At 61.7% G+C, this 24,009-nt stretch carries 32 protein-coding genes and 1 pseudogene; 18 read left to right on the top strand and 15 right to left on the bottom strand.

Annotation, left to right across the window (positions count from 1 at the left end):
- Positions 1-136: 136 nt before the first annotated feature.
- Both ACGYLY_RS04315 and ACGYLY_RS04310 read right to left on the bottom strand, forming a co-directional pair.
- Positions 137-796, bottom strand: a complete 660-nt coding sequence (locus ACGYLY_RS04315; RefSeq protein ID WP_395282822.1) for a glycerophosphodiester phosphodiesterase — start codon at positions 794-796, stop codon at positions 137-139.
- Entirely contained in the window at positions 786-965 is a 180-nt protein-coding gene (locus ACGYLY_RS04310; protein WP_395282823.1) for a hypothetical protein, read from the bottom strand. Before ACGYLY_RS04310 ends, ACGYLY_RS04315 begins: the two co-directional genes overlap by 11 nt.
- Positions 966-1,018: 53 nt before the next feature.
- Between ACGYLY_RS04310 and ACGYLY_RS04305 the strand changes: the two genes are divergently transcribed.
- The 5 genes from ACGYLY_RS04305 to ACGYLY_RS04285 all read left to right on the top strand — a co-directional run bounded on the left by ACGYLY_RS04305 (position 1,019) and on the right by ACGYLY_RS04285 (position 8,732).
- Positions 1,019-1,975, top strand: coding sequence for an NADPH:quinone reductase (locus tag ACGYLY_RS04305; RefSeq protein ID WP_395282824.1), 957 nt, complete (start codon positions 1,019-1,021; stop codon positions 1,973-1,975).
- A gap of 64 nt (positions 1,976-2,039) precedes the next feature.
- Positions 2,040-4,877: a DEAD/DEAH box helicase gene (locus tag ACGYLY_RS04300; RefSeq protein ID WP_395282825.1), complete on the top strand. Its 2,838-nt coding sequence runs from the start codon at positions 2,040-2,042 to the stop codon at positions 4,875-4,877.
- Between the two features lie 83 nt (positions 4,878-4,960).
- Entirely contained in the window at positions 4,961-5,608 is a 648-nt protein-coding gene (locus ACGYLY_RS04295; RefSeq protein ID WP_395282826.1) for a peptidase, read from the top strand.
- Between the two features lie 120 nt (positions 5,609-5,728).
- A complete protein-coding gene (locus ACGYLY_RS04290; protein WP_395282827.1) occupies positions 5,729-6,754 on the top strand; it encodes a hypothetical protein in 1,026 nt (341 codons plus the stop codon).
- 79 nt (positions 6,755-6,833) lie between these two features.
- On the top strand, positions 6,834-8,732 hold the full coding sequence (locus ACGYLY_RS04285; protein WP_395291134.1) for a glycosyl hydrolase family 28 protein: 1,899 nt from the start codon (positions 6,834-6,836) through the stop codon (positions 8,730-8,732).
- 16 nt (positions 8,733-8,748) lie between these two features.
- Here ACGYLY_RS04285 and ACGYLY_RS04280 read toward each other — a convergent pair whose 3' ends face one another.
- Entirely contained in the window at positions 8,749-10,893 is a 2,145-nt protein-coding gene (locus ACGYLY_RS04280; RefSeq protein ID WP_395282829.1) for a CDC48 family AAA ATPase, read from the bottom strand.
- Positions 10,894-10,970: 77 nt separating this feature from the next.
- Between ACGYLY_RS04280 and ACGYLY_RS04275 the strand changes: the two genes are divergently transcribed.
- From ACGYLY_RS04275 to ACGYLY_RS04265, 3 genes are all read left to right on the top strand, one after another.
- Positions 10,971-11,105, top strand: a complete 135-nt coding sequence (locus tag ACGYLY_RS04275) for a hypothetical protein (protein WP_255665576.1) — start codon at positions 10,971-10,973, stop codon at positions 11,103-11,105.
- Positions 11,106-11,272: 167 nt separating this feature from the next.
- Complete coding sequence (locus ACGYLY_RS04270; protein ID WP_231182952.1) at positions 11,273-11,419, top strand: hypothetical protein; 147 nt, start codon at positions 11,273-11,275, stop codon at positions 11,417-11,419.
- 118 nt (positions 11,420-11,537) lie between these two features.
- On the top strand, positions 11,538-12,452 hold the full coding sequence (locus ACGYLY_RS04265) for a cation diffusion facilitator family transporter (protein WP_395282830.1): 915 nt from the start codon (positions 11,538-11,540) through the stop codon (positions 12,450-12,452).
- Between the two features lie 13 nt (positions 12,453-12,465).
- Here ACGYLY_RS04265 and ACGYLY_RS04260 read toward each other — a convergent pair whose 3' ends face one another.
- Together ACGYLY_RS04260 and ACGYLY_RS04255 are read right to left on the bottom strand one after the other, a co-directional pair.
- Positions 12,466-12,714 (bottom strand): hypothetical protein, encoded by a 249-nt coding sequence (locus ACGYLY_RS04260; protein ID WP_395282831.1) that lies wholly within the window; start codon positions 12,712-12,714, stop codon positions 12,466-12,468.
- The gene (locus ACGYLY_RS04255) at positions 12,714-13,172 is read right to left on the bottom strand and encodes a DUF5796 family protein (RefSeq protein ID WP_395282832.1); all 459 of its coding nucleotides are present in this window, start codon (positions 13,170-13,172) and stop codon (positions 12,714-12,716) included. The genes ACGYLY_RS04260 and ACGYLY_RS04255 overlap by 1 nt, the downstream gene beginning before the upstream one ends.
- 246 nt (positions 13,173-13,418) lie before the next feature.
- Between ACGYLY_RS04255 and ACGYLY_RS04250 the strand changes: the two genes are divergently transcribed.
- The 3 genes from ACGYLY_RS04250 to ACGYLY_RS04240 are packed head-to-tail and all read left to right on the top strand — an operon-like array spanning position 13,419 to position 15,656.
- Positions 13,419-14,489: a hemolysin family protein gene (locus tag ACGYLY_RS04250; RefSeq protein ID WP_395282833.1), complete on the top strand. Its 1,071-nt coding sequence runs from the start codon at positions 13,419-13,421 to the stop codon at positions 14,487-14,489.
- A 58-nt stretch (positions 14,490-14,547) separates the two neighbouring features.
- The gene (locus ACGYLY_RS04245; RefSeq protein WP_395282834.1) at positions 14,548-15,393 is read left to right on the top strand and encodes a shikimate kinase; all 846 of its coding nucleotides are present in this window, start codon (positions 14,548-14,550) and stop codon (positions 15,391-15,393) included.
- Positions 15,351-15,656, top strand: a complete 306-nt coding sequence (locus ACGYLY_RS04240; RefSeq protein ID WP_395282835.1) for a chorismate mutase — start codon at positions 15,351-15,353, stop codon at positions 15,654-15,656. Before ACGYLY_RS04245 ends, ACGYLY_RS04240 begins: the two co-directional genes overlap by 43 nt.
- A gap of 1 nt (position 15,657) precedes the next feature.
- Here the strand turns inward: ACGYLY_RS04240 and ACGYLY_RS04235 are convergent, their stop codons facing one another.
- The 5 genes from ACGYLY_RS04235 to ACGYLY_RS04215 form a co-directional block, all read right to left on the bottom strand.
- Positions 15,658-16,011 carry a type II toxin-antitoxin system PemK/MazF family toxin gene (locus ACGYLY_RS04235; RefSeq protein WP_395282836.1) on the bottom strand — a complete coding sequence of 118 codons (354 nt, stop codon included), beginning with the start codon at positions 16,009-16,011 and terminating at the stop codon, positions 15,658-15,660.
- On the bottom strand, positions 16,008-16,244 hold the full coding sequence (locus ACGYLY_RS04230) for a hypothetical protein (RefSeq protein WP_231182940.1): 237 nt from the start codon (positions 16,242-16,244) through the stop codon (positions 16,008-16,010). The genes ACGYLY_RS04235 and ACGYLY_RS04230 overlap by 4 nt, the downstream gene beginning before the upstream one ends.
- A gap of 166 nt (positions 16,245-16,410) precedes the next feature.
- Positions 16,411-16,797 carry a PIN domain-containing protein gene (locus tag ACGYLY_RS04225; protein ID WP_395282837.1) on the bottom strand — a complete coding sequence of 129 codons (387 nt, stop codon included), beginning with the start codon at positions 16,795-16,797 and terminating at the stop codon, positions 16,411-16,413.
- On the bottom strand, positions 16,794-17,039 hold the full coding sequence (locus ACGYLY_RS04220; protein WP_395282838.1) for an AbrB/MazE/SpoVT family DNA-binding domain-containing protein: 246 nt from the start codon (positions 17,037-17,039) through the stop codon (positions 16,794-16,796). The genes ACGYLY_RS04225 and ACGYLY_RS04220 overlap by 4 nt, the downstream gene beginning before the upstream one ends.
- Positions 17,040-17,188: 149 nt before the next feature.
- Positions 17,189-17,716 carry a hypothetical protein gene (locus ACGYLY_RS04215; RefSeq protein WP_395282839.1) on the bottom strand — a complete coding sequence of 176 codons (528 nt, stop codon included), beginning with the start codon at positions 17,714-17,716 and terminating at the stop codon, positions 17,189-17,191.
- Positions 17,717-17,778: 62 nt separating this feature from the next.
- On the opposite strand from ACGYLY_RS04215, the pseudogene ACGYLY_RS04210 reads away from it, so the two are divergent.
- The 3 genes and pseudogenes from ACGYLY_RS04210 to ACGYLY_RS04200 form a co-directional block, all read left to right on the top strand.
- A pseudogene (locus ACGYLY_RS04210) lies at positions 17,779-17,874 on the top strand (DNA-binding protein); the annotation flags it as partial.
- A 55-nt stretch (positions 17,875-17,929) separates the two neighbouring features.
- Entirely contained in the window at positions 17,930-18,214 is a 285-nt protein-coding gene (locus tag ACGYLY_RS04205) for a ribbon-helix-helix domain-containing protein (protein ID WP_395282840.1), read from the top strand.
- Positions 18,207-18,491, top strand: coding sequence for a type II toxin-antitoxin system RelE/ParE family toxin (locus ACGYLY_RS04200; protein WP_395282841.1), 285 nt, complete (start codon positions 18,207-18,209; stop codon positions 18,489-18,491). The genes ACGYLY_RS04205 and ACGYLY_RS04200 overlap by 8 nt, the downstream gene beginning before the upstream one ends.
- A 139-nt stretch (positions 18,492-18,630) precedes the next feature.
- Here the strand turns inward: ACGYLY_RS04200 and ACGYLY_RS04195 are convergent, their stop codons facing one another.
- A complete protein-coding gene (locus ACGYLY_RS04195; protein WP_395282842.1) occupies positions 18,631-19,026 on the bottom strand; it encodes a CopG family ribbon-helix-helix protein in 396 nt (131 codons plus the stop codon).
- Between the two features lie 107 nt (positions 19,027-19,133).
- Here ACGYLY_RS04195 and ACGYLY_RS04190 point away from each other — a divergent pair, with 107 nt between their 5' ends.
- Together ACGYLY_RS04190 and ACGYLY_RS04185 are read left to right on the top strand one after the other, a co-directional pair.
- Complete coding sequence (locus ACGYLY_RS04190) at positions 19,134-20,057, top strand: hypothetical protein (RefSeq protein WP_395282843.1); 924 nt, start codon at positions 19,134-19,136, stop codon at positions 20,055-20,057.
- 205 nt (positions 20,058-20,262) lie between these two features.
- The gene (locus tag ACGYLY_RS04185) at positions 20,263-20,622 is read left to right on the top strand and encodes a hypothetical protein (protein WP_395282844.1); all 360 of its coding nucleotides are present in this window, start codon (positions 20,263-20,265) and stop codon (positions 20,620-20,622) included.
- 137 nt (positions 20,623-20,759) lie between these two features.
- Here ACGYLY_RS04185 and ACGYLY_RS04180 read toward each other — a convergent pair whose 3' ends face one another.
- Positions 20,760-20,894, bottom strand: a complete 135-nt coding sequence (locus ACGYLY_RS04180) for a hypothetical protein (RefSeq protein ID WP_395282845.1) — start codon at positions 20,892-20,894, stop codon at positions 20,760-20,762.
- 129 nt (positions 20,895-21,023) lie between these two features.
- On the opposite strand from ACGYLY_RS04180, the gene ACGYLY_RS04175 reads away from it, so the two are divergent.
- On the top strand, positions 21,024-21,488 hold the full coding sequence (locus ACGYLY_RS04175) for a hypothetical protein (RefSeq protein WP_395282846.1): 465 nt from the start codon (positions 21,024-21,026) through the stop codon (positions 21,486-21,488).
- A gap of 184 nt (positions 21,489-21,672) precedes the next feature.
- On the top strand, positions 21,673-22,338 hold the full coding sequence (locus tag ACGYLY_RS04170; RefSeq protein ID WP_395291254.1) for a LysE family translocator: 666 nt from the start codon (positions 21,673-21,675) through the stop codon (positions 22,336-22,338).
- Between the two features lie 44 nt (positions 22,339-22,382).
- Here ACGYLY_RS04170 and ACGYLY_RS04165 read toward each other — a convergent pair whose 3' ends face one another.
- The 3 genes from ACGYLY_RS04165 to ACGYLY_RS04155 all read right to left on the bottom strand — a co-directional run bounded on the left by ACGYLY_RS04165 (position 22,383) and on the right by ACGYLY_RS04155 (position 23,887).
- Entirely contained in the window at positions 22,383-22,817 is a 435-nt protein-coding gene (locus ACGYLY_RS04165) for a GNAT family N-acetyltransferase (protein ID WP_395282847.1), read from the bottom strand.
- A 97-nt stretch (positions 22,818-22,914) separates the two neighbouring features.
- Entirely contained in the window at positions 22,915-23,154 is a 240-nt protein-coding gene (locus ACGYLY_RS04160) for a hypothetical protein (RefSeq protein ID WP_395282848.1), read from the bottom strand.
- Between the two features lie 52 nt (positions 23,155-23,206).
- Complete coding sequence (locus ACGYLY_RS04155; protein WP_395282849.1) at positions 23,207-23,887, bottom strand: carbonic anhydrase; 681 nt, start codon at positions 23,885-23,887, stop codon at positions 23,207-23,209.
- Positions 23,888-24,009 lie beyond the last annotated feature (122 nt).

Below are 24,009 nucleotides of genomic sequence, written 5' to 3'. Positions count from 1 at the left end.
CCGCGACCGGTTTTCGACGCCCCTCAAAGTAGTCTACAGTCATCGGTTTCGTCGGATTTTATCGGCGCGTCCGTTCCGTTTTCGGTGAACGGACGACGGTTCGAAAGTCGGAAGCAAACGGCATCGGCCAACCGAGTCAGAACACCGCCGACGTGTCCGAGACGATGCCGTCGACGCCGGCGTCCGCCAACGCCCTCGCTCCCTCCTCGTCGTCCACGGTCCACGAGTTCACGGTCAACCCCTCCTCGTGCGCTCGTTCCACGAACGTCGCGTCACAGAGGTCCGCTCGCGGATGGACACAAACACAGTCCAGATCGAGGGCCGTGTCGATGCAGTTCGGCCCGCGCTGGTTGATGTAAGCCAGTCGAACGTCGTCGTCCCGCTCACGAAGGTCTCGGAGGGCGTTCGAATCGAACGACGAGAGGAGCATCTCGTTTGCGACGTCTGCCACCGCGTCGAGCACCTCATCCGCCATCCCGACGTGCTTCAGTTCGAGGTTGATGGCCGTCCCCGCCGGGACCGAATCGAGCGCGGTTTCGAGGCTCGGAACCGTCTGGTCGGATCCTTGAACCTCCAGTTCCCGAAGGATCGACCACGGCGTGTCCTGAACCAGTCCGAACCGGTCGGTTACGCGACCGAGTTTCTCGTCGTGAAAGACGACGAGTTCGCCCGACCCGCAACGCTGAACGTCCATCTCGACGGCGTCCGCATGCTCGGCCGCCGTTCGAAACGCCAGCGGGGTGTTTTCGGGATAGTCGTCGGCGAACCCGCGATGGGCGATTCGGTCAGTCGGCATAGAACCTCACCAACCGACAGTCGGGACAGAGGTAGCTGTTCAAATACTCGGCATCGAGTCCGAGCGCGCTCAGGAGACCGCCCTCGGTTCGGAGGCTGATTCGCTCCTCGCCGAACGTTTGATGCTCGGCGGTTTCCATCGACACGTCACAATCGGGGCAGATGGGCATACCTTCGTTTCGACCCCTGCGGACTTATTTTCCTCCCCATCGTGGACCCACACATGCGCGCAGTACGCTATCACGAACACGGCGGCCCGGACGTGCTACAGGTGGACGAGATCGACCGACCGGAACCCGACGACGACGAACTGTTAGTGGCGGTCCGCGCCGCAGCGGTGAATCCCGTGGACACCTACTTCCGCGAGGGGTCGTACCGACCGGGCGACCTCCCGTGGATTCCAGGGTCGGATTTCGCCGGAACGGTCGAAGCGGTCGGCGACGAAATAGAAGCGTTCGACGCGGGCGACCGCGTGTTCGGCACCGGACTCGGCAACGACCGCCCCGGAACCTGCGCGGAGTACGTCACGACGCCGACGGATACGGTCGCTCACCTCCCCGACGGCGTCGGTTTCGAGGAAGGGGCGGCCGTCTCCCTCGTCGGCGTCACGGCGTGGCGCGCGCTCATCGACCACGGCGGCCTCGAACCGGCGGAAACGTGCCTCGTCCACGGCGGAAGCGGCGGCGTCGGCCACGTCGCTGTGCAACTCGCGGCCGCGACCGGTGCCCGCGTGACCACGACGGCGAGCGAGGACTATCACGACAGACTCGAAGCAATCGGCGCGGACACGGTTCTCGATTACCGCAGGGACGACCTCGCGGAGGCCGTGGAGGAGGCGGGGAAACCGGACGTCGTCCTCGACCACCGACTGGACGACTACCTCCAGTTCGACGCGGACGTGGCAGCAACCGGTGCGCGAATCGTCGGCATCGGCAACGAAGACGTTGCGGCCGGGTTCGAGAACGTCCCCGCCGCGCGCTCGAAGGAGTTGACGATAACGCTGATGAGCATGTACAACACGCCGGACATCTCGGCGGTGCTGGCGCGGTTGGCGCGACTCGTGGCGGACGGCGAAGTCGTCCCCGAAATCGCCCGGACCTACTCGTTGGACGGGGTGGCCGACGCACAGCGCGACGTGTTGGAGGAGAGCTTCCTCGGGAAATTGGTCGTCGAACCGTAGCGACGGACGACCACACTCGGAGAGGCAACGCGCTTAATTCGCTTCGCTCCCTATCCGAAATACGATGCAGGACAGGCAGGCCGCGGGTTCTGCGGCCTTCGCGCGATTCGGGTCCGAGGTTCGGTCGGCGCTCTCGGAGAGAGGATTCTCGACGCCCACCGAGCCACAGAAGCGAGCGATTCCGCCGCTCGCCGACGGCAAACACGGACTCGTCATCGCGCCGACCGGAACCGGCAAGACCGAGACGGCGATGTTGCCCGTCTTCGATTCCGTGGCGGAGGCGGACCCCAGATTTGGGATTTCGGTGCTCTACATCACGCCGCTCCGGGCGCTGAACCGCGACATGCGCCAGCGACTGGAGTGGTGGGGCGAGGCGCTCGGCGTCGAAATCGACGTGCGCCACGGCGACACCACGGACTACCAGCGTCAGAAACAGGCGAACGACCCGCCGGACGTGTTGGTGACGACGCCCGAGACGTTGCAGGCGATGCTCACCGGGTCCAAACTCCGGAAAGCGCTGGAGGACGTCCATCACGTCGTCGTGGACGAGGTACACGAACTCGCCAGCGCGAAGCGGGGCGCGCAGTTGACCATCGGGTTGGAGCGGTTGCAGGAACTCTCGGGCGAGTTCCAGCGAATCGGCCTGTCGGCGACCGTGGGCGACCCCGAAGAGGTCGGCAAGTTCCTCACCGGCGACAGGGGATGCGAAATCATCGAAGTCGACGTGGGGAGCAAGGTGGACTTCCGGGTTCACGAACCCGAAATCACGAACGAGGACGAAAGATTGGGAGGCGAACTGATGACGAACCCGGACATCGCCAGCCACGTCCGGGCGATTAGAGATATCGTCGAGGACCACGATTCGACGCTCATCTTCGTCAATACGCGCCAGACCGCCGAAGCGCTCGGGTCGCGGTTCAAGGAACTGGGCGCGAACATCGGCGTCCACCACGGAAGCCTCTCGAAGGAGGCTCGAATCGACGTCGAAGACCGGTTCAAGGACGGGGACCTCGACGCCCTGCTCTGTACCTCCTCGATGGAACTCGGCATCGACGTGGGGCGAATCGACCACGTCGTTCAGTACCAGAGTCCGCGGGAGGTTGCGCGGTTGCTTCAGCGCGTCGGAAGGGCGGGGCATCGCATGGACGAGGTGTCGAACGGAACCATCGTCACGTCGAACGCCGACGACGCGCTGGAGGCGATGGCGATAGCGCGACAGGCCGCTGACGGAGACGTGGAACCGGCCCACATCCACCACGCGAGTCTGGACACCGTCGCCAACCAAATCGTCGGTCTGGTCATGGACTTCGGCGAAATCGACGCCCGGCGCGCCTACGAAATCGTCACACGGGCCTACCCGTTCCGAAATCTGGACGAGGAGACGTTCAAGGGCGTCGTGCGGGAGATACAGAGCAATCGACTCGTCTGGCTGAACGAGGAGGACGACCGAATCGAGAAGTCGGGCAAGACGTGGCAGTACTTCTACGCCAACCTGTCGATGATTCCCGACGAGGAGACCTACACCGTCCACGACATCGCCAGCGGGTCCCAAATCGGGACGCTGGACGAGCGGTTCGTCGTCAACTTCGCGGAACCCGGCGAGGTGTTCATCCAGCGCGGCGAGATGTGGCGCATCGCGGAAATCGACGACGACGAGAGTCGCGTCAACGTCTCGCCCATCGAGGACCCCGGCGGAGAGGTACCGTCGTGGGTCGGCGAGGAGATTCCCGTTCCGTTCGAGGTGGCGCAGGAAGTCGGCGAGATGCGCGCCGTCGCCGGACCGCAGTTCGAACGCGGCGCGCCAAGGGAAGGCGTCGCTCGCGAGTTCACGAACCGCTACCCAACCGACCAGCACACCGCGGAATCGGCGCTCTCGCAACTCGACAGGCAGGCCGAAACCGACTCGCCGGTTCCGACGGCCGACCGAATCGTCGTGGAGTTCGCCGCCGGGAAGATAGTGGTCAACGCCTGCTTCGGCCACAAGGTGAACGAGACGTTCGGTCGCGTCCTCTCGTCGCTCGTCGGCCAGCGAACCGGGTCCTCCGTCGGGATGGACGTGGATCCCTACCGCATCGAGTTGGACGTTCCGGCGAAGGTGGATGGGCACGAGGTCGTGGCGGTCCTCCGCGAGACCGACCCCGATCACGTCGGCCCGCTCATCGAACTCTCGCTCAAACACTCGGACACGCTGAAGTTCACGCTCGCGCAGGTCGCCGCGAAGTTCGGCGCGCTGAACCGTTGGGAAGGCAACGGTCCCGTTTCCATGGGTCGCCTGCTCGGCGCGCTGGAAGACACGCCGATGTACGACGAGGCGGTGCGGGAGGTGTTCCACGACGACCTCGCCGTCGAAGCGACGGCGGACATCCTCCGGAAACTTCAGGCGGGCGACATCGAGATCGTCCCGACCGGCGGACGAACCCCGGTCGGAAGCGGCGGGCGCTCCTCGGGACGGGAACTGCTCGCCCCGGAGAACGCCGACGCGAGCGTCATCAACACGGTCAGGGAGCGCATCGAGAACGACCGCGTCATCCTGTTCTGTCTCCACTGTCAGGAGTGGAAGCGCAAGACGACGGTCGAGAAGGTCAACGACCAGCCCAAATGCGTCCAGTGCGGTTCGACCAGGGTCGCCGCGCTCAACCCGTGGGCCGACGAGGTGGTGAAAGCGGTGCGATCGGCGGACAAGGACGAGGAGCAAGAGAAGATGACCAGACGAGCGTACAACGCCGCGAACCTCGTCCAGAGCCACGGCAAACGCGCCGTCATCGCGCTGGCGGCCCGCGGCGTCGGCCCGCAGAACGCGGCCCGGATTATCGCCAAGTTGCGCGAGGACGAGGACGACTTCTACCGCGACATCCTCGCCAAAGAGCGTCAGTACGCCCGGACGCAGGCGTTCTGGGACTGACCGAATCCTCTCGTTTCGAACCGTTCGACGACTCCTTTTTCCGCGAGGCGACGAACTAAGCCATCCCGTCCGAAACCCCGACCATGACACTCCTCCTGATGGGCTACGAACCCTTCGGCGGCGACGACGAAAATCCGAGCGAGACGGTCGCGAGCGAACTCGACGGTGAGGAAATCGCGGGTCACGAAGTGATCGGGGAGATCCTCCCGGTGGAGTTCGACGCCGCGTTCGAAGAGATGTCCGACCACATCGAAACCCACGACCCGGCCGCAATCGTGGCGACCGGCCTCGCGGCGGGACTAGCGGGAATCAGCGTCGAGCGCGTGGGAATCAACGTCAACGACTGTGGCAGCACGCCGGACAACGCGGGTGCGGAGCCGCGAAACGAACGAATCCGAAACGGCGAGACGGCAGGGTACTTCGCCACCCTTCCCGTCGTTTCGGTCGTGGAATCCCTCCTCGACGCCGGGATTCCGGCACACGTCTCGAACACCGCGGGAACGCACCTCTGTAACAACGCGCTCTACTCGACGCGGGCGTATCTGGAGCGCGAGAACCGCGACGTTCCGATGGGCTTCGTCCACCTCCCCTGTACGCCCGAACTGGCCGCGAAACACGCGAAGGACGGGGACGGCACGAGCGGCGCGTCGGTCCAACCGAGTCTGTCGCTGGCGATGCAGTGCGACGCGATCAGACGGACGTTCGACGTGACGCTTATGGAACTATTTTAGGATAGTATCGGATATCAATCGGATGGAAACAGGGTACAATCCCTTATTCTGTGTGGAAGTAACAGAAAATAGTTACTGAAAGATAGAAGACTTATCTCGGTCCGTTCGGACACTCTCCTTATGGATTGGGCGAGTCGGTTGTCGTCCGCGACCGAAACGGACCTGACGCGGCGACAGGTACTCTCCGTGCTCGGTGGCGGCGGCGTCGCGTTGGGTGGCGGAAAGGCGGTGGACAACGTTCTCATCGGCTACGGCGTTCTCGTCGGGACGAACCTCCACGACCAAGACCTCGGAACGCTCGCACGTGCGGAGTTCGGCCCGACACCGTTCGAGACGGTCGTCTCGAACACCCGGATTCGACTCGGCGGCGGGCGTATCGAGGCCCGACGGGGAGACGAACGGCGCTCCGTGTCGTGTTCGGCATCGTCGGCCACGGCGGCGACGGTGGACGACGAACTGGGACTCGAAGACCGACCGGTCGAACAGCTAGTGACGGACCTCGCGGCCATCGAGAGGGGCGAGTTCCGATTCGAGTTTATGGACTACGAGCCGTTTTTCGACCTCGTTCGAGCCGCGGAGCGACGTCCGTTCACCGTGGAGGCGCTCCGCGGAAACCGCTTTCAGCACGTCGACCCGGCGACGATAGCGTCGTTTTCCGGGGCCGACCCCGACCACCCGAAGGCGGTTCTCGAAGGTCTCGTCTCGGGATTTCGTGACAAGACCTACTACGACATTCCACGCTACGCCGCCGGGTCGGTGGAGGACAACGTCCTCCTCGGTGCCGCCGACCTGCGGAAGTACTTCGAGACCCCCACCGAGTACGAGGCCATCGAGTCCGGCGTGACCGCGGGAATGTTCTGCTACGAGTTCACGTGGCGGTCCATCGAGGCGCTGTACTCGGTCCCCGCACATCGCCAACGAACGCCCGTTTTAGGGGCGATGATTCACGATGCTCGCCACAAACACATGTACACGGGCGTCGCGAGCATCGTTCGGCGGGACGGCGAACTGGTCGTTCCGATGACGTTCGTCGATTACACGCACTCAACGCTGTACGACGATCTCCACCTCCGATGGCTGCTCGGCGAGGGGTTGGAGGCCTACGACGAACGCCACCGAGCAACCGAGATTTACTGGCAACCCTGAGGTCGGAGGCGAGTGTGTTCGATTTCACTTTCGTCCCGTGCCAATCATTCAATATCGCATGACGAGTAATAAAGGTGCGATGGGAGAGAAAACACGAAATCACGGCTTGCGACGTTCGACGAACGACGATACGGTGGACGACTTGACCGAACGGTGGAACGAAACCGTCGAAACGATAGACCGGTTGCTCACCGTGCGCGACGACGAGGGGAACCTGTCCGAGTACCGCCCGGACAAACGAGCTGAGTTCCACGCGACGGACACGGGTGCGATATACCGCGGCACCGGGTCGGAGTGGGAACTCGCGGACGCGGAAGTCGCGGCGGTGGACGCGAACTGCGTCAACTGCGTCGAGTACGTCTCGACCGAATCGGAACTCGAAGACGCGCTTCCGTCCGGCGGTATCGTCGTCGTTTGCGACGACATCACGCTCACATCGACGGTCGAGGCGACCGTGACCGACGACCTGTGGCTGATACTCCGACCGTACACGATTCGACGGGGAGACGACGTGAACGCGACGATGCTCGACCTGACCGCGTCCGGGAACGTCTGGATAGAAGGGGGAATCGTCGACGGCAACCGGGCGGGGCAGGACTTTCCGGCACAGAAACACGACGAGGTCGTCCTCTCGAACGACGGCACGGACTTCCTCTTCATCGACGGCCTGACCGTCGTCGACAACACGAACTTCTCGGTTCGTGCGGCGGGATGGATGGGCGTCCTCGCGAGCGACTACGTCCAGCGGACCCACCCGGAGACCATCTCGAATCCGGTCGACGCCGCGGGACTCGACGGGTTCCACGTCTTCGACTCCCACTCCGTGTTGCTGGTCAACCCCGACATCAGGTCGGGCGACGACGCGGTGGCGGTCGGCGCCCGAACGGCCGTGACGAAACACGTCAACATCAGGGGCGGGACGCTCAGTTCTCCGGTTCACGCGAACGGCGTCAAACTCCACACGGAGTACGACGCGGACCCGATAGCGGCCATCGAAACCGCCGTCATCGACTGTCAGGTGTACGATACGTACGGCCACGGCGTGACCATCGTGGACGACGGCGACACGGGCAATCCCGTCGAGGAAGTCGTCGTCAAGGGTCTCGTCACGGGCGTCGGAATGGACGGGGCGTACCTCGGTGCAACCTGCAACAATGTCGACGTGAAACTGCAAGTGGCGGACGCCGCGAACCACATGGTCAACCTCGACGGCGGCGGCGAGAACGCGAGCGTTTGCGTCAACGGAACGCACGACGGCACCGTCACGCAGGCCGCGACCGGGTGTCGGGTGAACGACTACGACGAAGTCGTCGTCTCGGGAAGCTACGACGGGAAGGGCGTCGGAACGGCGGGTATCCTCCTCCAGTCGGTTTCCGACGTGACGGTGCGGGCGAACGTTTCGTCGTTCACGGACGCGGGGATTCGAATCGACGGAAGCGGTCAACCCGACGAGAGCGTCGAAAACGTCGTGATGAACACCAGAATCGCGGATGTGGGCGGGGACGGGGTGCTCTCCGTCGTTCCCCTCCACACGGCAACCCTGGACGTGCAGGTCGACGACCCCGGAAATCACGGTATCAACATCAACGACGGCGGGGAGAACGTTCGTCTCGACGCGACCGTCTACGACCAAGAACAGGCGGGGATCAGGCTCGATTCGGTCGAGAACGTCACCGTTTCGGGCGTCATCGACGGCGACGGCGGCGGAACGAACGGCGTCCTCCTCGAAAACGGGGTGACGAACGCGAGTCTGAGCCTCGTCGTGCGGAACGTGGACGGCAACGGTATCACCGCCATCGATAGCAGCCACGTTACCGTGAGAGGGTGTGTCCTGTCCGGTCTCGCCGGGCGACCCGTGTACGCGACCGGAACGTCGGACTACTGGGTCGTGACGGGCAACGAGGGACACAGCAACGGGAATCCGAACGTGTCCCTGTCCGCCACGCACAAAACCGTAGCGAGTAACCTGTTCACGTAGAAACGCAGTCGAACCGCTATCCGAGCGTCGGCCGGACGAACTCGCGGGCCGTGTCGAAGTGCCGCTGTTCGATGACGATTTCGTCAGCGCGCTCGTTCGCTTCCTCGGGCGACCACTCGTCCGCTGCCTCGCGGATGGCGCGCATCGACGCGCCGCGGACGAGCGCCTCGATGTCCGCTCCGGTATACCCCTCCAACTCATCGGCCAGCGCGTCGAGGTCGATGTCGTCGGCGAGCGGTTTGTCGCCCGCGTGGACGGAAAGTATTTTGCGGCGGCCCTCCTCGCCCGGTGCCGGAATCTCGATGTGGGATTCGAGTCGTCCGGGCCGAAGGAGCGCGGGGTCGATGGCCTCTCGGCGGTTCGTCGCCGCGAGGACGACGAGGTTTGGGTTCTCGGTCAGGCCGTCGAGTTCGGTCAGGAGTTGCGAGACGACCCGTTCGGTGACTTCGTGCGATTCGCCGCGCTGTGTCGCGAGCGCGTCGATTTCGTCGAAGAAGATGATGGCGGGCGAGGCCTGTCTCGCCCGTTCGAACACCTCGCGAACCGACTTCTCGCTCTCGCCGACGTACCTGTCCAGCAGTTCCGGTCCCGCGACGGAGACGAAGTTCACGTCGCTCTCGCCCGCCAGCGCGCGGGCGAGGAGCGTCTTTCCGGTGCCGGGCGGGCCGTAGAGCAGGACGCCGCTCGGCGGTTCCGTCCGCGTGGCTTCGAACAGGTTGGAGTACGAGAGCGGCCACTCGACGGCCTCGATGAGCGTCTGCTTCGCCTCGTTCAGTCCGCCGACGTCCTCGAAGGAGATCTCGGGCGCTTCGGCGACGAACTCGCGCATCGCGGACGGTTCGACGCTCGCCAGCGCGGTGTTGAAGTCGGCGCGAGTCACTTCGACCGAGAGTAACGAATCGTCGTCCGCGCCGTCGTCGCGCGCCCGGCGCAGGGCGGCCATCGCCGCCTCCGTGACGAGCGTGTGGAGGTCGGCACCGACGAACCCGTGGGTGGTCGCGGCGAGGCGTTCGACGGCCACGTCGTCGGCCAGCGGCATCCCGCGGGTGTGGACTTCGAGGATTTCGCGGCGGCCGCCCTCGTCGGGCGCACCGATTTCGATTTCGCGGTCGAAGCGCCCGCCGCGACGGAGCGCCGGGTCGATGGCGTCCACGCGGTTCGTCGCGCCGATGACGACGACTTCGCCGCGGGACTCCAACCCGTCCATCAGCGAGAGCATCTGTGCGACGAGTCGGTTCTCCATGTCGCTCTCCTCGTCGCGCTTCCCGCCGAGGCTGTCCACCTCGTCGAAGAAGACGATGGCGGGGGCGTTCTCGCTCGCCTCGTTGAAAATTTCGCGGAGGCGCTCCTCGCTTTCGCCCTTGTACTTGCTCATCACTTCCGGGCCGGAGACGGAGACGAAGTGGGCGTTCACCTCGTTCGCCACCGCCTTGGCGATGAGCGTCTTCCCTGTGCCGGGCGGGCCGTAGAGCAGGACGCCCTTCGGCGGGTCGATGCCCAATCGGCGGAAGAGTTCGGGGTTCGAAAGCGGGAGTTCGACCATCTCGCGGACGCGGCGGAGTTCCTCGTCCAGTCCGCCGATGTCCTCGTACGCCGCACTGGTGACGTCCGTCGGGTCGTCGGAATTGGACGCGGAAGTCGAAGCGGACTCGACGAGTTCGGAGAGCGAGACGTTCACGTTCGTGTCGTTCGTCACGCGGACGGTTCCGCCGGGGTTGGTCCTCGAAACGTCGAACAGTCCGGCGTCGCCGAGTCGTTCGATTCGTGCGCGTTCCCCGGATTGGACCGGCCGGTCGAGGAGTTCCCGCTTTACCGCCCGTTCCAGCGTGTCCACGTCGTCGAGCGAGAAGTTCGCCTTCGGGACGACGGTGATGGACTTCGCGTCGGAGACCGAGATGGGCTGAACGGAAACCTCGTCGCCGATTCGAACGCCCGCGTTCGTCCGCGTCTCGGCGTCGATTTGGATGGTGTTTTCGGGGACCGTGCTCGCGGCGGGCCACACCTTGACGACCGTCGTTCCATCGCCTTTCACGGCGACCGTATCGCCGCTCAACACGCCGAGTTGCTGGCGGGCGCCGTCGGGTATTCGGGCGATGCCTCGCCCCCCGTCGCGCTTTTCCGCACCCCGGACGGTGAGGGCAACCGTCGGTTTATTGGTCATATTCCCTACTCGTCACCCCATCGTCTTCAGGGTTTCCCGGAGAAACCTCCTTGTCGGATGCTACCCATTGTACACCCATGGTTGCTCGAACGGAGCGCGACGATGCCACGTGGTATCGGTGTGAACAGTGCGGACTGATGTTCGACGAGCGGAGCGACGCGGAACAACACGAGGAACACTGCGACGCGGAGGACCCGACGTACATTCAGTAACGAATACCCTCGGAATGTCGACTGACGACGGATAGCGAACGACGGAGAAGCGGGCGATGATGTCGGTGTGCGGAACGGTCGAGACGGACTACGGTGGCGTTTCGTCCACCACACGGGATTTTCACTGCTGCCGATAGGTTGAAACGAATAGCCGTCTTGGAGAAACTATGAGCTACGATACCACCATCGGTTGGTCGCTGTTCACGTCCGGGGTCGTCACGCTCCTGTTGAAGGTATTGCCGTACGACTCGCTCTATTGGGGCATCGGACTCCTCGTTCTCGGCGTGGTGGTGATGTCGCGCCGCGTCCTGTAATTCTCCCTCTCGGCGGCCCGTGTCACTTCGTACCGTGTGATTTAGATTCACTCTAAAAACGGTATTTGTCAACCCTAATCCATATATTCTTAACCACGGGTCCCCCACGAAAGAACGAATGGCCGACCACCGGCACGAATTCCTCAAAGCGTCGTGGGCCAACGTGGTGACGAACGTCCTCAAAATCGTGGTGGAAGGGGGACTCGGACTCGCGTTCGGAAGCCTCGCCCTCGTCGCCGACGCCGCCCACTCGGTGGCCGACCTGTTGGCGAGCGCGGTCGTACTCGTCTGGGGCCGCCTCTCCTTTCAGGGTCCCGATTCGAACCACCCCCACGGTCACGACCGGGTCGAACCGCTGACCGCCCTGTTCGTCGGCGGGACGCTCGTCCTGCTCGGACTGAAACTGCTGTACGACGCGGGACGAGCGATTCGTTCCTCGCCTGAAGCGACGTACAGCATCGCCCTCGTCGGCGGACTCGCCTTCGCCTTCATCGACCGCGCCTTCTGTTACTGGTACACCAAGCGCATCAATCGAACCGTCGGTTCGTCCGGCCTCGCCGCGCTCGCCGCCGACAGCAAAAACGACCTCTACACCACGTTCGCGGCGATGGTCGGCGTCGCCGGGATGGCCGGCGGATTTCCGGTTCTCGACCCCCTCGCGGGCGGGTTGGTCAGCCTGCTCGTCATCCACCAAGGCATCGAAATCTCGCGGGAGAACGTCAACTATCTGGTGGACACCGCCGCGCCGAAACCCGTCCGCGAGGAGATTCGGGACGAAATCCTGTCCCACGAGGACGTTCACGGTCTTCACGATTTTACCGCGTACCACGCCGGAACGCTGTACGAAATCGAGTTCCACGCGGAAGTCGCCGCCGACCACACGTTCATCGAAGCCCACGACATCGAAACGGACCTCAGAAACAGCCTCATCGCCCGCGACGACGTCGGCGACGTTCACATCCACCTCGACCCCGAAGGGTTGGGCGAGTGGAAGGACGCGGAGGAAGGGCAACCGACCTCGCTCGTCAACTGATCTCCGGCCCGAATCAGCCCGGTCCGGCCCGTTCCCGATGTTCCTCGGCCAACTCCTCCGCCAACGCCCGTGACTGGCACGTCTCCCAACGGACCTGCTCCGCGTCGCCGTACGTGAGCGCCGTCTTGAGTTCGTCGCGCAGGACGCCGACGCCGATTTCCAGCACGTCGCCGTTGGTCCCCAGTTCGTACATCGCCCAGCGTTCCGGCGCGTTCGCGACCGTCCCCCTGTCGAGCGACTGCCAGCGTTTTGCGAGCGGCATCAGTCGTCGAATTCCTCGGCGTCCACCGCCGCGTCCTCCTCGACGAACTCGAACGAGCGCTCGCCCAGTTCGTCCTCCTCGAAGACGAACACCCTCCCACGTGCGATTTTCGGACTCGCCTCGACTTCGACGGCGTAGCCCTCCGAGCGGACCGTCACGCCGGGGAAGAGTTCCTCCTCGTCGCCGGGTTCGATGATGACACGGCCGACGCCCGTCTCCTCCAAAATCTCGTCGTGGGTGTCACGGTCGTTGACGTAGGTCATCACGCCCTCCGTCTCCGTCGGGTCGGTGACGAGCACCTGAATCAGTTTGCCCGGTTGCGTGCGAAGCGTTCCGTCCACTTTCTTCGGAATCCCGTTGTAGAAGGCCTCCCGGCCGTCCGTGTATTCGACGACGATGCCGTCCTCGGTGAGTTCGACGCCGAGCGTGTCGGGGGAGACGTCGTTGCGGACACTCATACTCGGCGGTTGGATAGGGACGGCCAAAAGACCCGCGTTCCGGGACGACGCCTCGACGAGGATCCCATTGGCGCCGTCAGTCGGTCGTTTGGCGAAGGACGCATCGTGAACGGGCCGTCAAAAAGTGAACATACGAGACTTTCTAGAAGATTTTAACCGAATATCGTGGGTTTTACCTCCGTTTTTCGGGAGAGAATTTGAAAGAAACCGGTGGAACCAAATGATTGGAACCATTACGGCCGGACGATGGAAACACTGGTGCTCTCCGCGCGGTTGGTCGCCGGACTGCTGTTGATACTGGCGAACGGTTACTTCGTCGCCATCGAGTTCGCGCTCACCCGCGTCCGGCAGTACTCCGAGTCGGAGTTCGACTCCCCAGACCTGCGAAGGGCGTGGGAGATGACGGAGAACCTCGAAATCTATCTCACGAGCTGTCAGGTCGGGATAACCGCCTCCAGCATCGCGGTCGGTATCGTCGCCGAACCGGCATTGGCGGCCATCTTCGAGCCGATATTCGCGGGTACGTGGCTGGCGTCGGTCGGTGCTGGGGCGCTCCTCGGATTCCTCATCATCAACCTCGTTCACCTGACTCACGGGGAGCAGACGCCGACGTACCTCGGCGTCGAACGCACGAAGTTCGTCTGCAAACACGGCGCAACGCCGCTGTACTGGTTTCACCGGGCCATCGCACCGATAATCACGCTCGGCGACGGCGTGGCGAAGTGGACTCTACGGCTGTTCGGCGTCGAAATCACGGGCGCGTGGAAGGACGCGGAAGCCGACGCCATCGAAACCCGTGCGGACCTCCATCAGGAACTCGGTTCCGTCCTCGAACGGGGGGACCTCGCGGACGAGCGCCATCGGGAGGTCCTGAACGCGCTCAAGATCGGCGAGGTTCCGGTTCGAGACGTCATGATTCCGCGGGAGGACATCGTTTCCCTCACCACGACGACCCCTTTGGACGATAACCGTCGACGCGTCAAGGACAACCCGCACACTCGATTCCCTCTGGTCGGTGAATCGCTCTCTGATTACTACGGTAACGTCTACATCCCCGCCCTGTACCGGGCGGACGACGCGCTCAGGGCGGACGAGACGACCATAGAGGAGGTTGCACACCCGCCGATGACGGTGTCAGCGGACGCATCCCTCAGCGACGCGTTGGACCTGTTTCAGGCCGAAAATCAGGAACTCGCGTTGGTTCTGGAGGACGGAGACGTGATCGGACTCATCACCGCGACCGACGCGTTGGAGGAAATCGTCGGCGAACTCAACGATCCCACCGACGAACCGACCGAATCGTCCGCGGCCGCGTGACGCCATCACGTATTGCGCCTACCGCTACCCTGAAGGGGGTATCCTGCGAAGGCCGACCATGTACGGCCGTGCGAAAGCACCCGCCGCCGGGACGATACTCAACGCGCTCGCCACCGGCGTCGGGTCGGCGTTCGCCATCGACATGACGACGACCGCGGAGGTCGAGTTGGACGATTCCGGCGAAATTCGCGGCGAAATCGCCGACGCTCCCGACGCGGACGCCCGACTCATCGAGCGCTGTGTGGAACTCGCTCTCGCCGTCGAAGACGAGGAGTTCGGCGCGACGGTTCGAACCGAGAGCGACGTTCCGATGGCCTCCGGCCTGAAGAGTTCGAGCGCCGCCGCGAACGCGACGGTGCTGGCGACGCTCTCGGCGCTCGATATCGAGATGCGGCGCGAAGACGCCTGCCGACTCGGCGTACAGGCGGCCCGCGACGTGGGCGTGACGGTCACGGGCGCGTTCGACGACGCCAGCGCGAGCATGCTCGGCGGCGTCACCGTCACCGACAACTCGGCCGACGAACTCCTCGCCCGCGACGAGGTGGACTGGGACGTGTTGGTGTGGTCGCCGCCGGAGCAGTCGTTTTCCGCCGACGCGGACGTTTCCCGATGCGAACGGGTCGCCCCGATGGCCGAACTGGTGGCTGAACTCGCGCTCGACGGCGAGTACGAGCGGGCGATGACCGTCAACGGCTTCGCCTTCTGTGGCGCGCTCGGATTTTCGGCGGACCCCATGGTCGAGGCCCTGCCGGACGTGGCGGGGGTCTCGCTTTCGGGAACCGGACCGAGTTACGTCGCCGTCGGCAGGCGGGGGGTTTTAGAGGACGTGCAGGAAAGGTGGAAGTCATTGGAGGGTACGACATGGCTAACGACGACGCAAACAGACGGAACCCGAACGACATGAGCTTGGACGAACTGCGCGACGAAATCGAATCCATCGACCGCGAACTGGTGGAACTCATTGCCCGACGAACCTACGTCGCCGACACGGTGGCGGAGGTGAAGGCGGCCCAAGACATCCCGACGACGGACGAGTCACAGGAACAGCGCGTGATGGACCGGGCAGGCGAGAATGCCGAGAAGTTCGAAGTGGAGTCGAATTTAGTAAAGGCGATTTTCCGGTTGTTGATCGAACTGAACAAGGTGGAACAGCGGGAGAACAGGTAGCTCAATCCAACTCGAGACTTAGTTTTAGTGCTTCATCTACCTCGGCCATGGTCGGCTCGCTCAGACTTCCGACGGCCGAGTGAATCCGCTTTTCGATTGAGACGACGCGAATCTGGTCGAGGCGAACCGAAGAATCCTTCTCGAACGGCGACCCTGCTGCTTCGACGAGGACCTCGAACGGGTAGCCTCGGTGCGTGCCAGTTACCGGGGCGACGATAGTTGTGTTGGAATTTCGGTTCCCGACATCGTTTTGCACGACTACGGCGGGGCGGGTCTTTTTCAGTTCGTGGCCTTCGGAGGGGTCAAGCCGGACGATAACAACGTCGCCGCGTCGAACGTCAGTACCCTCACTCATTCATCCAGTCCATCCCACGCCTCGTCGGACACCTCGTCCCACTCCTCAGAGAGAGCGTCAGCATTCTCAGACGCCTCTCGATACGCGGCGGCCAGTTCCTCTTCATCAGGGCGGTCAGATTCGACCTCGACGACAGCAACGGTCACACGCTTATTCGCATATTCTGTCCCGAGGTAGACTCTCCCTCGGTCGTCAGTATCGTTGGTTCGGAGGTCGTGAGCATCAACTTTCATCGTATTACCCACTTAAACCCACTGCTGAATAAGTCTTGCCCACTATTACCCACGAAGATTATGGTGTAGATGTATATTTGAGAAGTGGCAAAGTAGACGAAATCTGCAACACCGTTCAGCTACCTGAACAAAGTGGAACAGCGGGAGTCGCGCTGAGAAGCCGAGACTACTCCTCGTCGGTCGGTTCCAGTGGAACTCTCGACACATCGATGTCCTCGTAATCTCTCTCGGACGAGAGTACGTCCATTCCCCGAGTTTCCGTCGTCGCTGCGTGGAATGCATCGAATGGCGTCATCCCCTCGTCGTAATAGTTGACGGCTTTCAGAACCACCTGTTTCTCTTCTTCGTCTCGAACGGGGACGAGTTCGAGCAGGTTTGCCACCAGCGGAACGTAATCGAACTCGTAGCGTTCTCTGGCGAGAATGAGTTCGAGATACGAGAATGCCGACGTCTCGACTTCGTATTCGGCCAGCGCTCCCTCCGCTGACCCCTGTAACCAGTCGGAATCTTTTGCGAGCGCGAGCAAAAAATCGGTCTCGACGTACATCGTCATCTATCGGCGTCCTTGTCACGGGCTTTGGCTCTTCCCTCTGCCTCGATGTCCTCTCGAATCTCCTCGATGGACGCATCTCGGAGGTCACCTGCCGCCTCACGAACGGCGGCGAGAGGGTCGTCCGCGACTGGAATAAGTTCGATTCTATCCTCGTAGGTCACGATGTGGTACTTTTCGCCGTACTTCTCACGCACCTCTTTAGGGATGTACAACCGGCCCTGTCTATCCGTCTCTGTTGACATAGAAGATACTACAATACCATAGACAAAGAATCTTACCAACATTAGAGATTTTGTGGTATGGAGGGGGTCGTTTTAGCCCGTATGGTGAATTTCACCGAGTTGAACGAGGTCGAACAGCGCGAGAACCGGTAACGAATACACGATTGGCGTTAACTGTCGGAATCGCCTCCCTCGACGAACAGACGGATGTCATCCACGGCATCTCCGTGATTCCAGTAGGCGTTCTCGGGAACTCCGTCGAACCATCTTACTTCCAGTTCGTCCCACGGGCCGAAACGAGGGTCGTCATCGACAGGCTCACCCGTTACGGGAATCGTACGCAGTACGACGTCGTAACTCGTCGTTTCACGCGCCTCGTCACCCGCTTCACGATGGCTTATCCGAGCGACGCGCTCCGCGCAGGTGATAGTGACACTAACACCGGTCAGTTCCTCACCGACGTGTCGCCCAGCGACTACCCAGTCCTCGTCCGCATCGACAGGGCCATACGGTAACCTCCATCCGTGCGGGCTGTTCATCAACAGAACTGCTCCCGCCTCGTTGGTGATACCGACCGCGACCATCCCATCGACGAATTCGAAGTACTCGAAGCTGTCCTGTTCGTCAATGCTCTGCTCCTCTCGGAACTCGACGGCCGTCCGACCACGAAGGGAACTCGGGTCAGAGAGCGAATCCATGTCCATGCTTCGTTGACCGTCGAACTTGGTAGTTCGGTTGAATTTTGCCGTTAGAATAGACAATAGAGTTTGTCGTCGATGCGAACGCCCTCATCTCGGCGCTCATCGCGGCCTCGAAAACTCGGGAACTCATCGTCACGCTCGAACCTGACCTCGTAGGAGTGTACTTCGCCCGGCGAAACGAATTTGGTAATACGCTCGTAATATGCCCGTATGTCTAAAGCGGACACAGGAAACGACGGCGACGACGAAATCGTCACGGTGAATTTCAAAGTCACGCAGTCGTTCCTCGACGAAATAGACGACACGTGGCAGGGACGGGGTTTCAACAGTCGGAGCGAATTCATTCGGTACGCGCTCCGAGACGCAACCGAATTTCCGACGTTCGACCGCGACGAACTCGTTGCACTCCTCCGAGCGGAAGAAGACATCCGCGAGGGGCAAACGATGAGCGCCGAAAAAGCCCGCGAACGGTTCGGTACGAACGGCGATGAGTGACAGCGACTGGACGTGGGAACTCTCACCGAAAGCGCAGGCAGATCTCGACACGCTTTCCCCGCATGAGCAAAACCGAATACTGGACAAACTCGACGAAATCGTCGGTTCCCCGTGGCGTAATCCACCAGATTACGGCGAGCCGCTCCGGAATAGTCCACACAGAAAAGTACGTATCGGCGAGTTCCGACTGGCCGTAACGTTTCGACAGAACGAACACAGGATGATTGTCGCCAGAATCAAGCGTCGCGGCGGTGCCTATACCGCTGACGATGACTGACTGTTCCTCCGCTGAAACCGGCGATTTGGGCAAAAATCCCTAACGTCAGTTCGAAACCTGAACGAGGTCGAACAGCGCGAAAATCGGAAGTAATCGAAAACTCGACACGGAAACTCTATTGGCCGCGTTCCGGCCTCGCTCATTCGACATCGTCTCGAATTACCATCACCTTGACTCGGCGGACGCCGTCGAAGTCTCGGAGTTGATAAGTTAGTTCACGGACCCGCTCGGCGGACCCCCGACAGAACAGCGACTCCAGACACCACTCCCCTTGGTGGGTGTGGCTCGTATTGAGGATGACATCCTGATAGTCGTGCTGGACGGCGTGGAGTTCCCGTATCACGTCGTGATGGCGGTAATCGAACGCGACGAGTGCGACGACTTCACCGCTCGTCTCTTCGAGGCGGGAATGAGACTCGATGTACTCTAGCATCGCTTCCCTGACCGCACGTGACCGGTTTTCGAGTTCCTGTTCTTGCCACACGTTGTCGAATTCTTCGAGAACTTCGTCAGGGATGTTGAAGCTCGTTCGCATACGTGTTTGCTCGTCCTGCCTTCATAAGACATCTCCCGTATTACGACTCCCCCGTTTCGGTAGTAACAACCGTTATCCACGTCGTCGGCAGAACCTTCGATACGTAGATGTTACACAACGAAGCACTCGGACTGCTCGTCGGTGCCGTCGCCCTCGGTGCAGTCCACGGTATCGAACCCGGACACGGTTGGCCCGTCGCCGCGTCGTACGCCCTCGACCAAACGAACAAGTGGGTGTACGGGTTCGCGGCGAGTTTCATCCTCGGTGTCGGCCACCTCATCAGCAGTATCGCGATGGTAGGGGTGTTCTTCTACGCCAAAGAGTACTTTAGCCTCACGCAAGTCAACGAGCCGATCACCATACTCGGTGGTATCCAAATCGGCGGGCCGGTAAGTCTCGTGGCCGGTATCTTGCTAATCGCGCTCGGGATCCGCGAGTACTTCCACGGGCACTCTCACGGAACTCACAACCACGATGGCGGCCACGACCACGGTGATCACAGCCACGGAAGCGGCCATCACGACCACTCCGAAGACGGAGAGTTCAAGTACGCCGTCGACGGGATGGGCGACCACGGCCACGACGGTCACTCTCACGACGGCGGTCATTCCCACGATCACAGCCACCCTCACGACGGCGGTCATTCTCACGACCACGACGACGGAGGTCGGCTCTCTCGTCTGAAAGGGTTCGTCCCGTTCGTCGGAGGACACTCTCATTCGCACGGCAACCTCGACGAAGCCTCCGACCGGGGTCTCTTCGGAATCGCGTGGTTCGCGTTCCTCCTCGGGTTCGCCCACGAGGAGGAGTTCGAGATTATCGGGCTCTGTGCCGGGTCGAACTACTGCCTCGAACTGATGAGCGCGTACGCCATTACCGTCATCGTCGGTATCGTCGGTCTGACGATGCTGTTGATCGCGGGCTATCACCGATACGAGGAGAGAGTCGAGCGGTACACGCCGTACCTCCCGGCGTTCTCCGCCGCCGTTCTCGTCATCATGGGAATCGGGTTCATCACCGGGCTGTTCTGAAGCGCGATTAGAGCCCTGTATCGTGTCATTTCGAGCTTCTCGGGAGCAAATCGCTGTAATGTCGGCAGGTGATAATGTGGATTTCAGCGAGTTGAACGAAGTGGAACAGCGGGAAAACGGTAGTAACTCACACCGATACGCCGTTGGGAGATCGCGACGAAGAGCTATTACTGATTCCACGCATCTGTACAATGGACGAAAGCCCATGTCCACTACAAAAAGCCGCAGAGCGATATTCCCCGGTAGCTGGTGGATTCCTATTGTATCAATACCGACCCTTTACCTCCTCTGGTTCTCGGTAACACTCGCGAACACAGCCTCCGCTCGGTACGTCGGGCCACAGGTTTCGGGATATCTCACTGAAACTGCATCGGTGTTGCTCATCGTGAGCTATGCATTCCCGTTGTTCGCCCCGTTCGCACTTTACCACGACCGAAAGTACGTGAGCACGCAGTCGGAGTGGACGCCGACCCTTCTCTACCTGTTCGTCTTCGTTCCGTTACTGAACGTGCCGATTGCGATTCTCTATCTCGCCCGGCGACACCGATTCGTTGGAATTCCGTAGTTCGTCCCTTCCACTAGTAACAATAAATCGGACAAAACCCCCCGCAGTTAGAGACCAGAACGAGGTGAGCAGTACGGAAATCGGAGATGTCCTGTAGGGTGGGCGGCGAAAACCACCATGCTACGTCGAGCGTCGACCTACTTGCTTTCGGAATTTTGCATCCCGTAGCGTCCCTGTCCCCGAAGAAACCGTTTCGCTTCGAGGACGAGCATCGCAATCGAAGCGACTGCCGAGAACACCGCGATTACGGCCATCACTACCGACGAGTTCATGCGCCGTGTTGGATATCCTCGTAGATAGAATTTTCCTCGAAACGACGGTCGGTCCCGTATGTGCAGCAGTTCTTTGACTCTACCGTATTCTTTTGACACCGTCTTCCGAAGTACGGATACATCCCGCCCATGAAAGCTCTCGTCGCGATCATCGTCGTCGGAATTGCCCTTCTCGGAGTCGGGACGCTCCTCGTCGAGGATTCGCCCTACGACGAGAACGTCGTAAGCGAACACAATCCGTTCGTACCGGAGCGACCCGCGACGCTCGACGGTGCCGCGGCGAGGAAGTATCTCATCGACTACGAACGGACGCTCCTCTCCAACGACCTCCTCGCTTCGCGAGGGTACACGCTCGATACGGATGACAACGTTCGAGCGGACTGCACCGCGATTTCGACGACGGAGACGACGTCCGACCGGTTCCGAGTTCGCCTCCGTTGTCACGGGAGGATAGTCGACACGAACCGACTCGTCCAACCGACCGACTTCGGGTACACCGTGACGTATTCGATAACCGAAGATAGCCTCGAAGTACGCGCCCTACACGGCTATCCGTACGAGTCGAGGGACGAACTCCGCGAACGTCCGTCGTAGCCATTCTCGCATCTACGCTGTCCACCGACCGACCGGCTCTCACCGACCGCTTCCGCGGTCACATTCCGGTCGAACGTGAAAGAGGAAGTGTGTGTATAGTGGTATCAAGGGACGAACGTGGGGAAGGTACTTGTCCGAGAACCACCACCGAGCAGTCGAGGGGTGACGTCTATTAACGGCGACAATCGACATCCTGATTCGCGGTATCGTCCTCGGATTCTCCATCGCGGCACCGGTCGGACCCATCGGAGTCCTCTGTATCCAGCGAACGCTTTCTAACGGACGACGGTCGGGGTTCATCAGCGGACTCGGAGCGGCGTCCGTGGACGCGGTGTACGGGTCGATTGCCGGATTCGGATTCACGGCGCTCTCCGCGACACTGCTCGCCCACCGGACGGGCATCCACCTCGGCGGCGGTCTTCTGCTCGTCTATCTCGGCGTCCGGTCGTTCCGTGCCGAACCGGCAGCCCTTCCGACTGCGGCGGCCGAACACACAGTTTCCACGAATAGCCCCGAACCCAGTACAGCCAACGTGTCTCCGTCGGGCAGACGCACGCTCGTCCGGGAGTATGGTTCGACGTTCTTACTGACGATTACCAATCCGATGACCCTTCTCGCTTTCATCGGCATCTTCACCGGGTTGGGAATCGGAACGTCCGGCGAGTATCTCGACGCCGTCGCGTTGGTCGGCGGCGTCTTCCTCGGGTCGGCGCTCTGGTGGTTCGCGTTGAGTACCTGCGTGAGCCGTTTCCGCACCCGATTCAGTCGCTCCCTCATGCACCGAGTGAATCAACTCGCGGGCGTCGTCATCGTCGGGTTCGGACTCGTCGCCCTGTGGAGCGGGCTGTAATCTCTCTCCCGTTCGCTGCGTTCACGGGGGAAACGACGCAGGGGCTACCGCAACGGTTGTTTGTACACGTAGCTAGCCCGTTCCATGCCGATTCGGTCCTCGTAGAAGCGGTGTGCGTCCTCCCGTTGAAGACCCGATGAGAGCGCGACGAGTTCGCAGTTTTGCTCTCTTCCCCACTCCTCGACGAACGAGAGCAGTTCCGCCCCGTAGCCTTCCGAGCGATGGTCGCCGTCGGTTATCAATTCGTACACCCATACGTGGCGACCGTAGTACATGTTCACTTGAACGCCGACACCAGCGAGCGAGACGATTTCCCCGTCCACGCTGGCGGCGAAAAGTCGGTACCCGTCGGCCGTCATCGTTCGCAGATAGTCGAGGTATGTGTCCTCGTCGAGATGGGTTCGCAACTGGGCCATCACCGGAAACGCGTCAAGCCACTCCCGTTCGGTTTCCAACTCGTGAATCGTCGTTTCGGTCATCCCCTCACACAATGCGAAGTTCGCAGGTGTCCGTTTCGGTAGGGGCGTATATTTCGTCGGGACAGATGAGAAAGATGTGGGAAACGAAGTGAAGTAGTCACTCGTTTCGCGTATCCGCGCTCTCCTGTTCCGCGAGGAGGTCGAAAACCGCCATCAGACCGGCGACCAGCGAAATTCCGCCGCCGAGAAAGCCCGCGATTCCGAAGACGAAACCGCTCGACCCAGTCACGGCATCACCGACGATAGCGAGTACGACCAACCCAACGCCGAACAGGAACACCAGAATCAACAACCAGCGGCGAATCGAGCGGAGCAGCGCGTTCGTCTCGGAGGACATGGTCGAACGATTCGGGGCGTTATTATCGTCCTTTCGATACTTCTGTGCGTCCTCAGTACTCCCAGAGGCGTTCGATTCGCCCGTCGATGTCCGGGTGGTCGTCCTGCAACGTCTCCACGCTCGTCTCCCCGTTCACGTTGATGACGTGAACCTCTCCCCTGTTCCCCGAATACACGTCCTGAAAGTCGTAGACGACGCCGATGGCGTCCACGTCGTCCGGGACGTCGTCGCTATCGAGGAGGAACTCGATTTGTCTGTCCACGTTGTACTCGACGAGTCGGTTGATGGCACCCGCCCGGTCCACGTCGTCCGGGAGCGATTCGACACCCGCTTCGAGTCGGGGTTTCAGCAGGTCGAGACAGTGTTCGATACCCGCCGGTTCGGACACCCCGTCCGTCAGGGCGTCGTAAGTCGCCGTGACGGCACCGCAACCGGTGTGCCCGACGACGACGACGGTTTCGGTTCCCGTGTGTGCCACCGGGTAGAGGACATCGCCCGAGACGACTTCCCCGGCGTCGGTTCGCTGGACGACGCGATTTCCGATGTTGCCACAGGTGAAGACGCTTCCCGGTTCGTCGTTCCCCCAGAGGTGGTCCTGCAAGACGCGGGAATCGGAACAGCAGACGGAAACGACGTCGGGATGCTGGGACTCCTGTACGTCGTCGAAACGGGTTCGAAACTCCGCCGCGTGGTCGGCGTTGTTCTCCAACAACTCGATGAACGTCCGGTGCATGGTTGCCGTCGTTTCTCCCGGACAATATTCTTTGCTTCTTGCGAAGCGGGGAATCGACGTTCGAGGATCGATACTCCGACTCGTCGGTTTCGTTTGCCGGTACCAAACGGGACGATTCTTGT

This window comes from Haladaptatus sp. CMAA 1909, assembly GCF_043952005.1.
In the GTDB taxonomy this organism is placed as follows: domain Archaea; phylum Halobacteriota; class Halobacteria; order Halobacteriales; family Haladaptataceae; genus Haladaptatus.
Note: the sequence above shows the minus strand (reverse complement) of the source record. Positions and strands in the feature narration are given on the sequence as shown.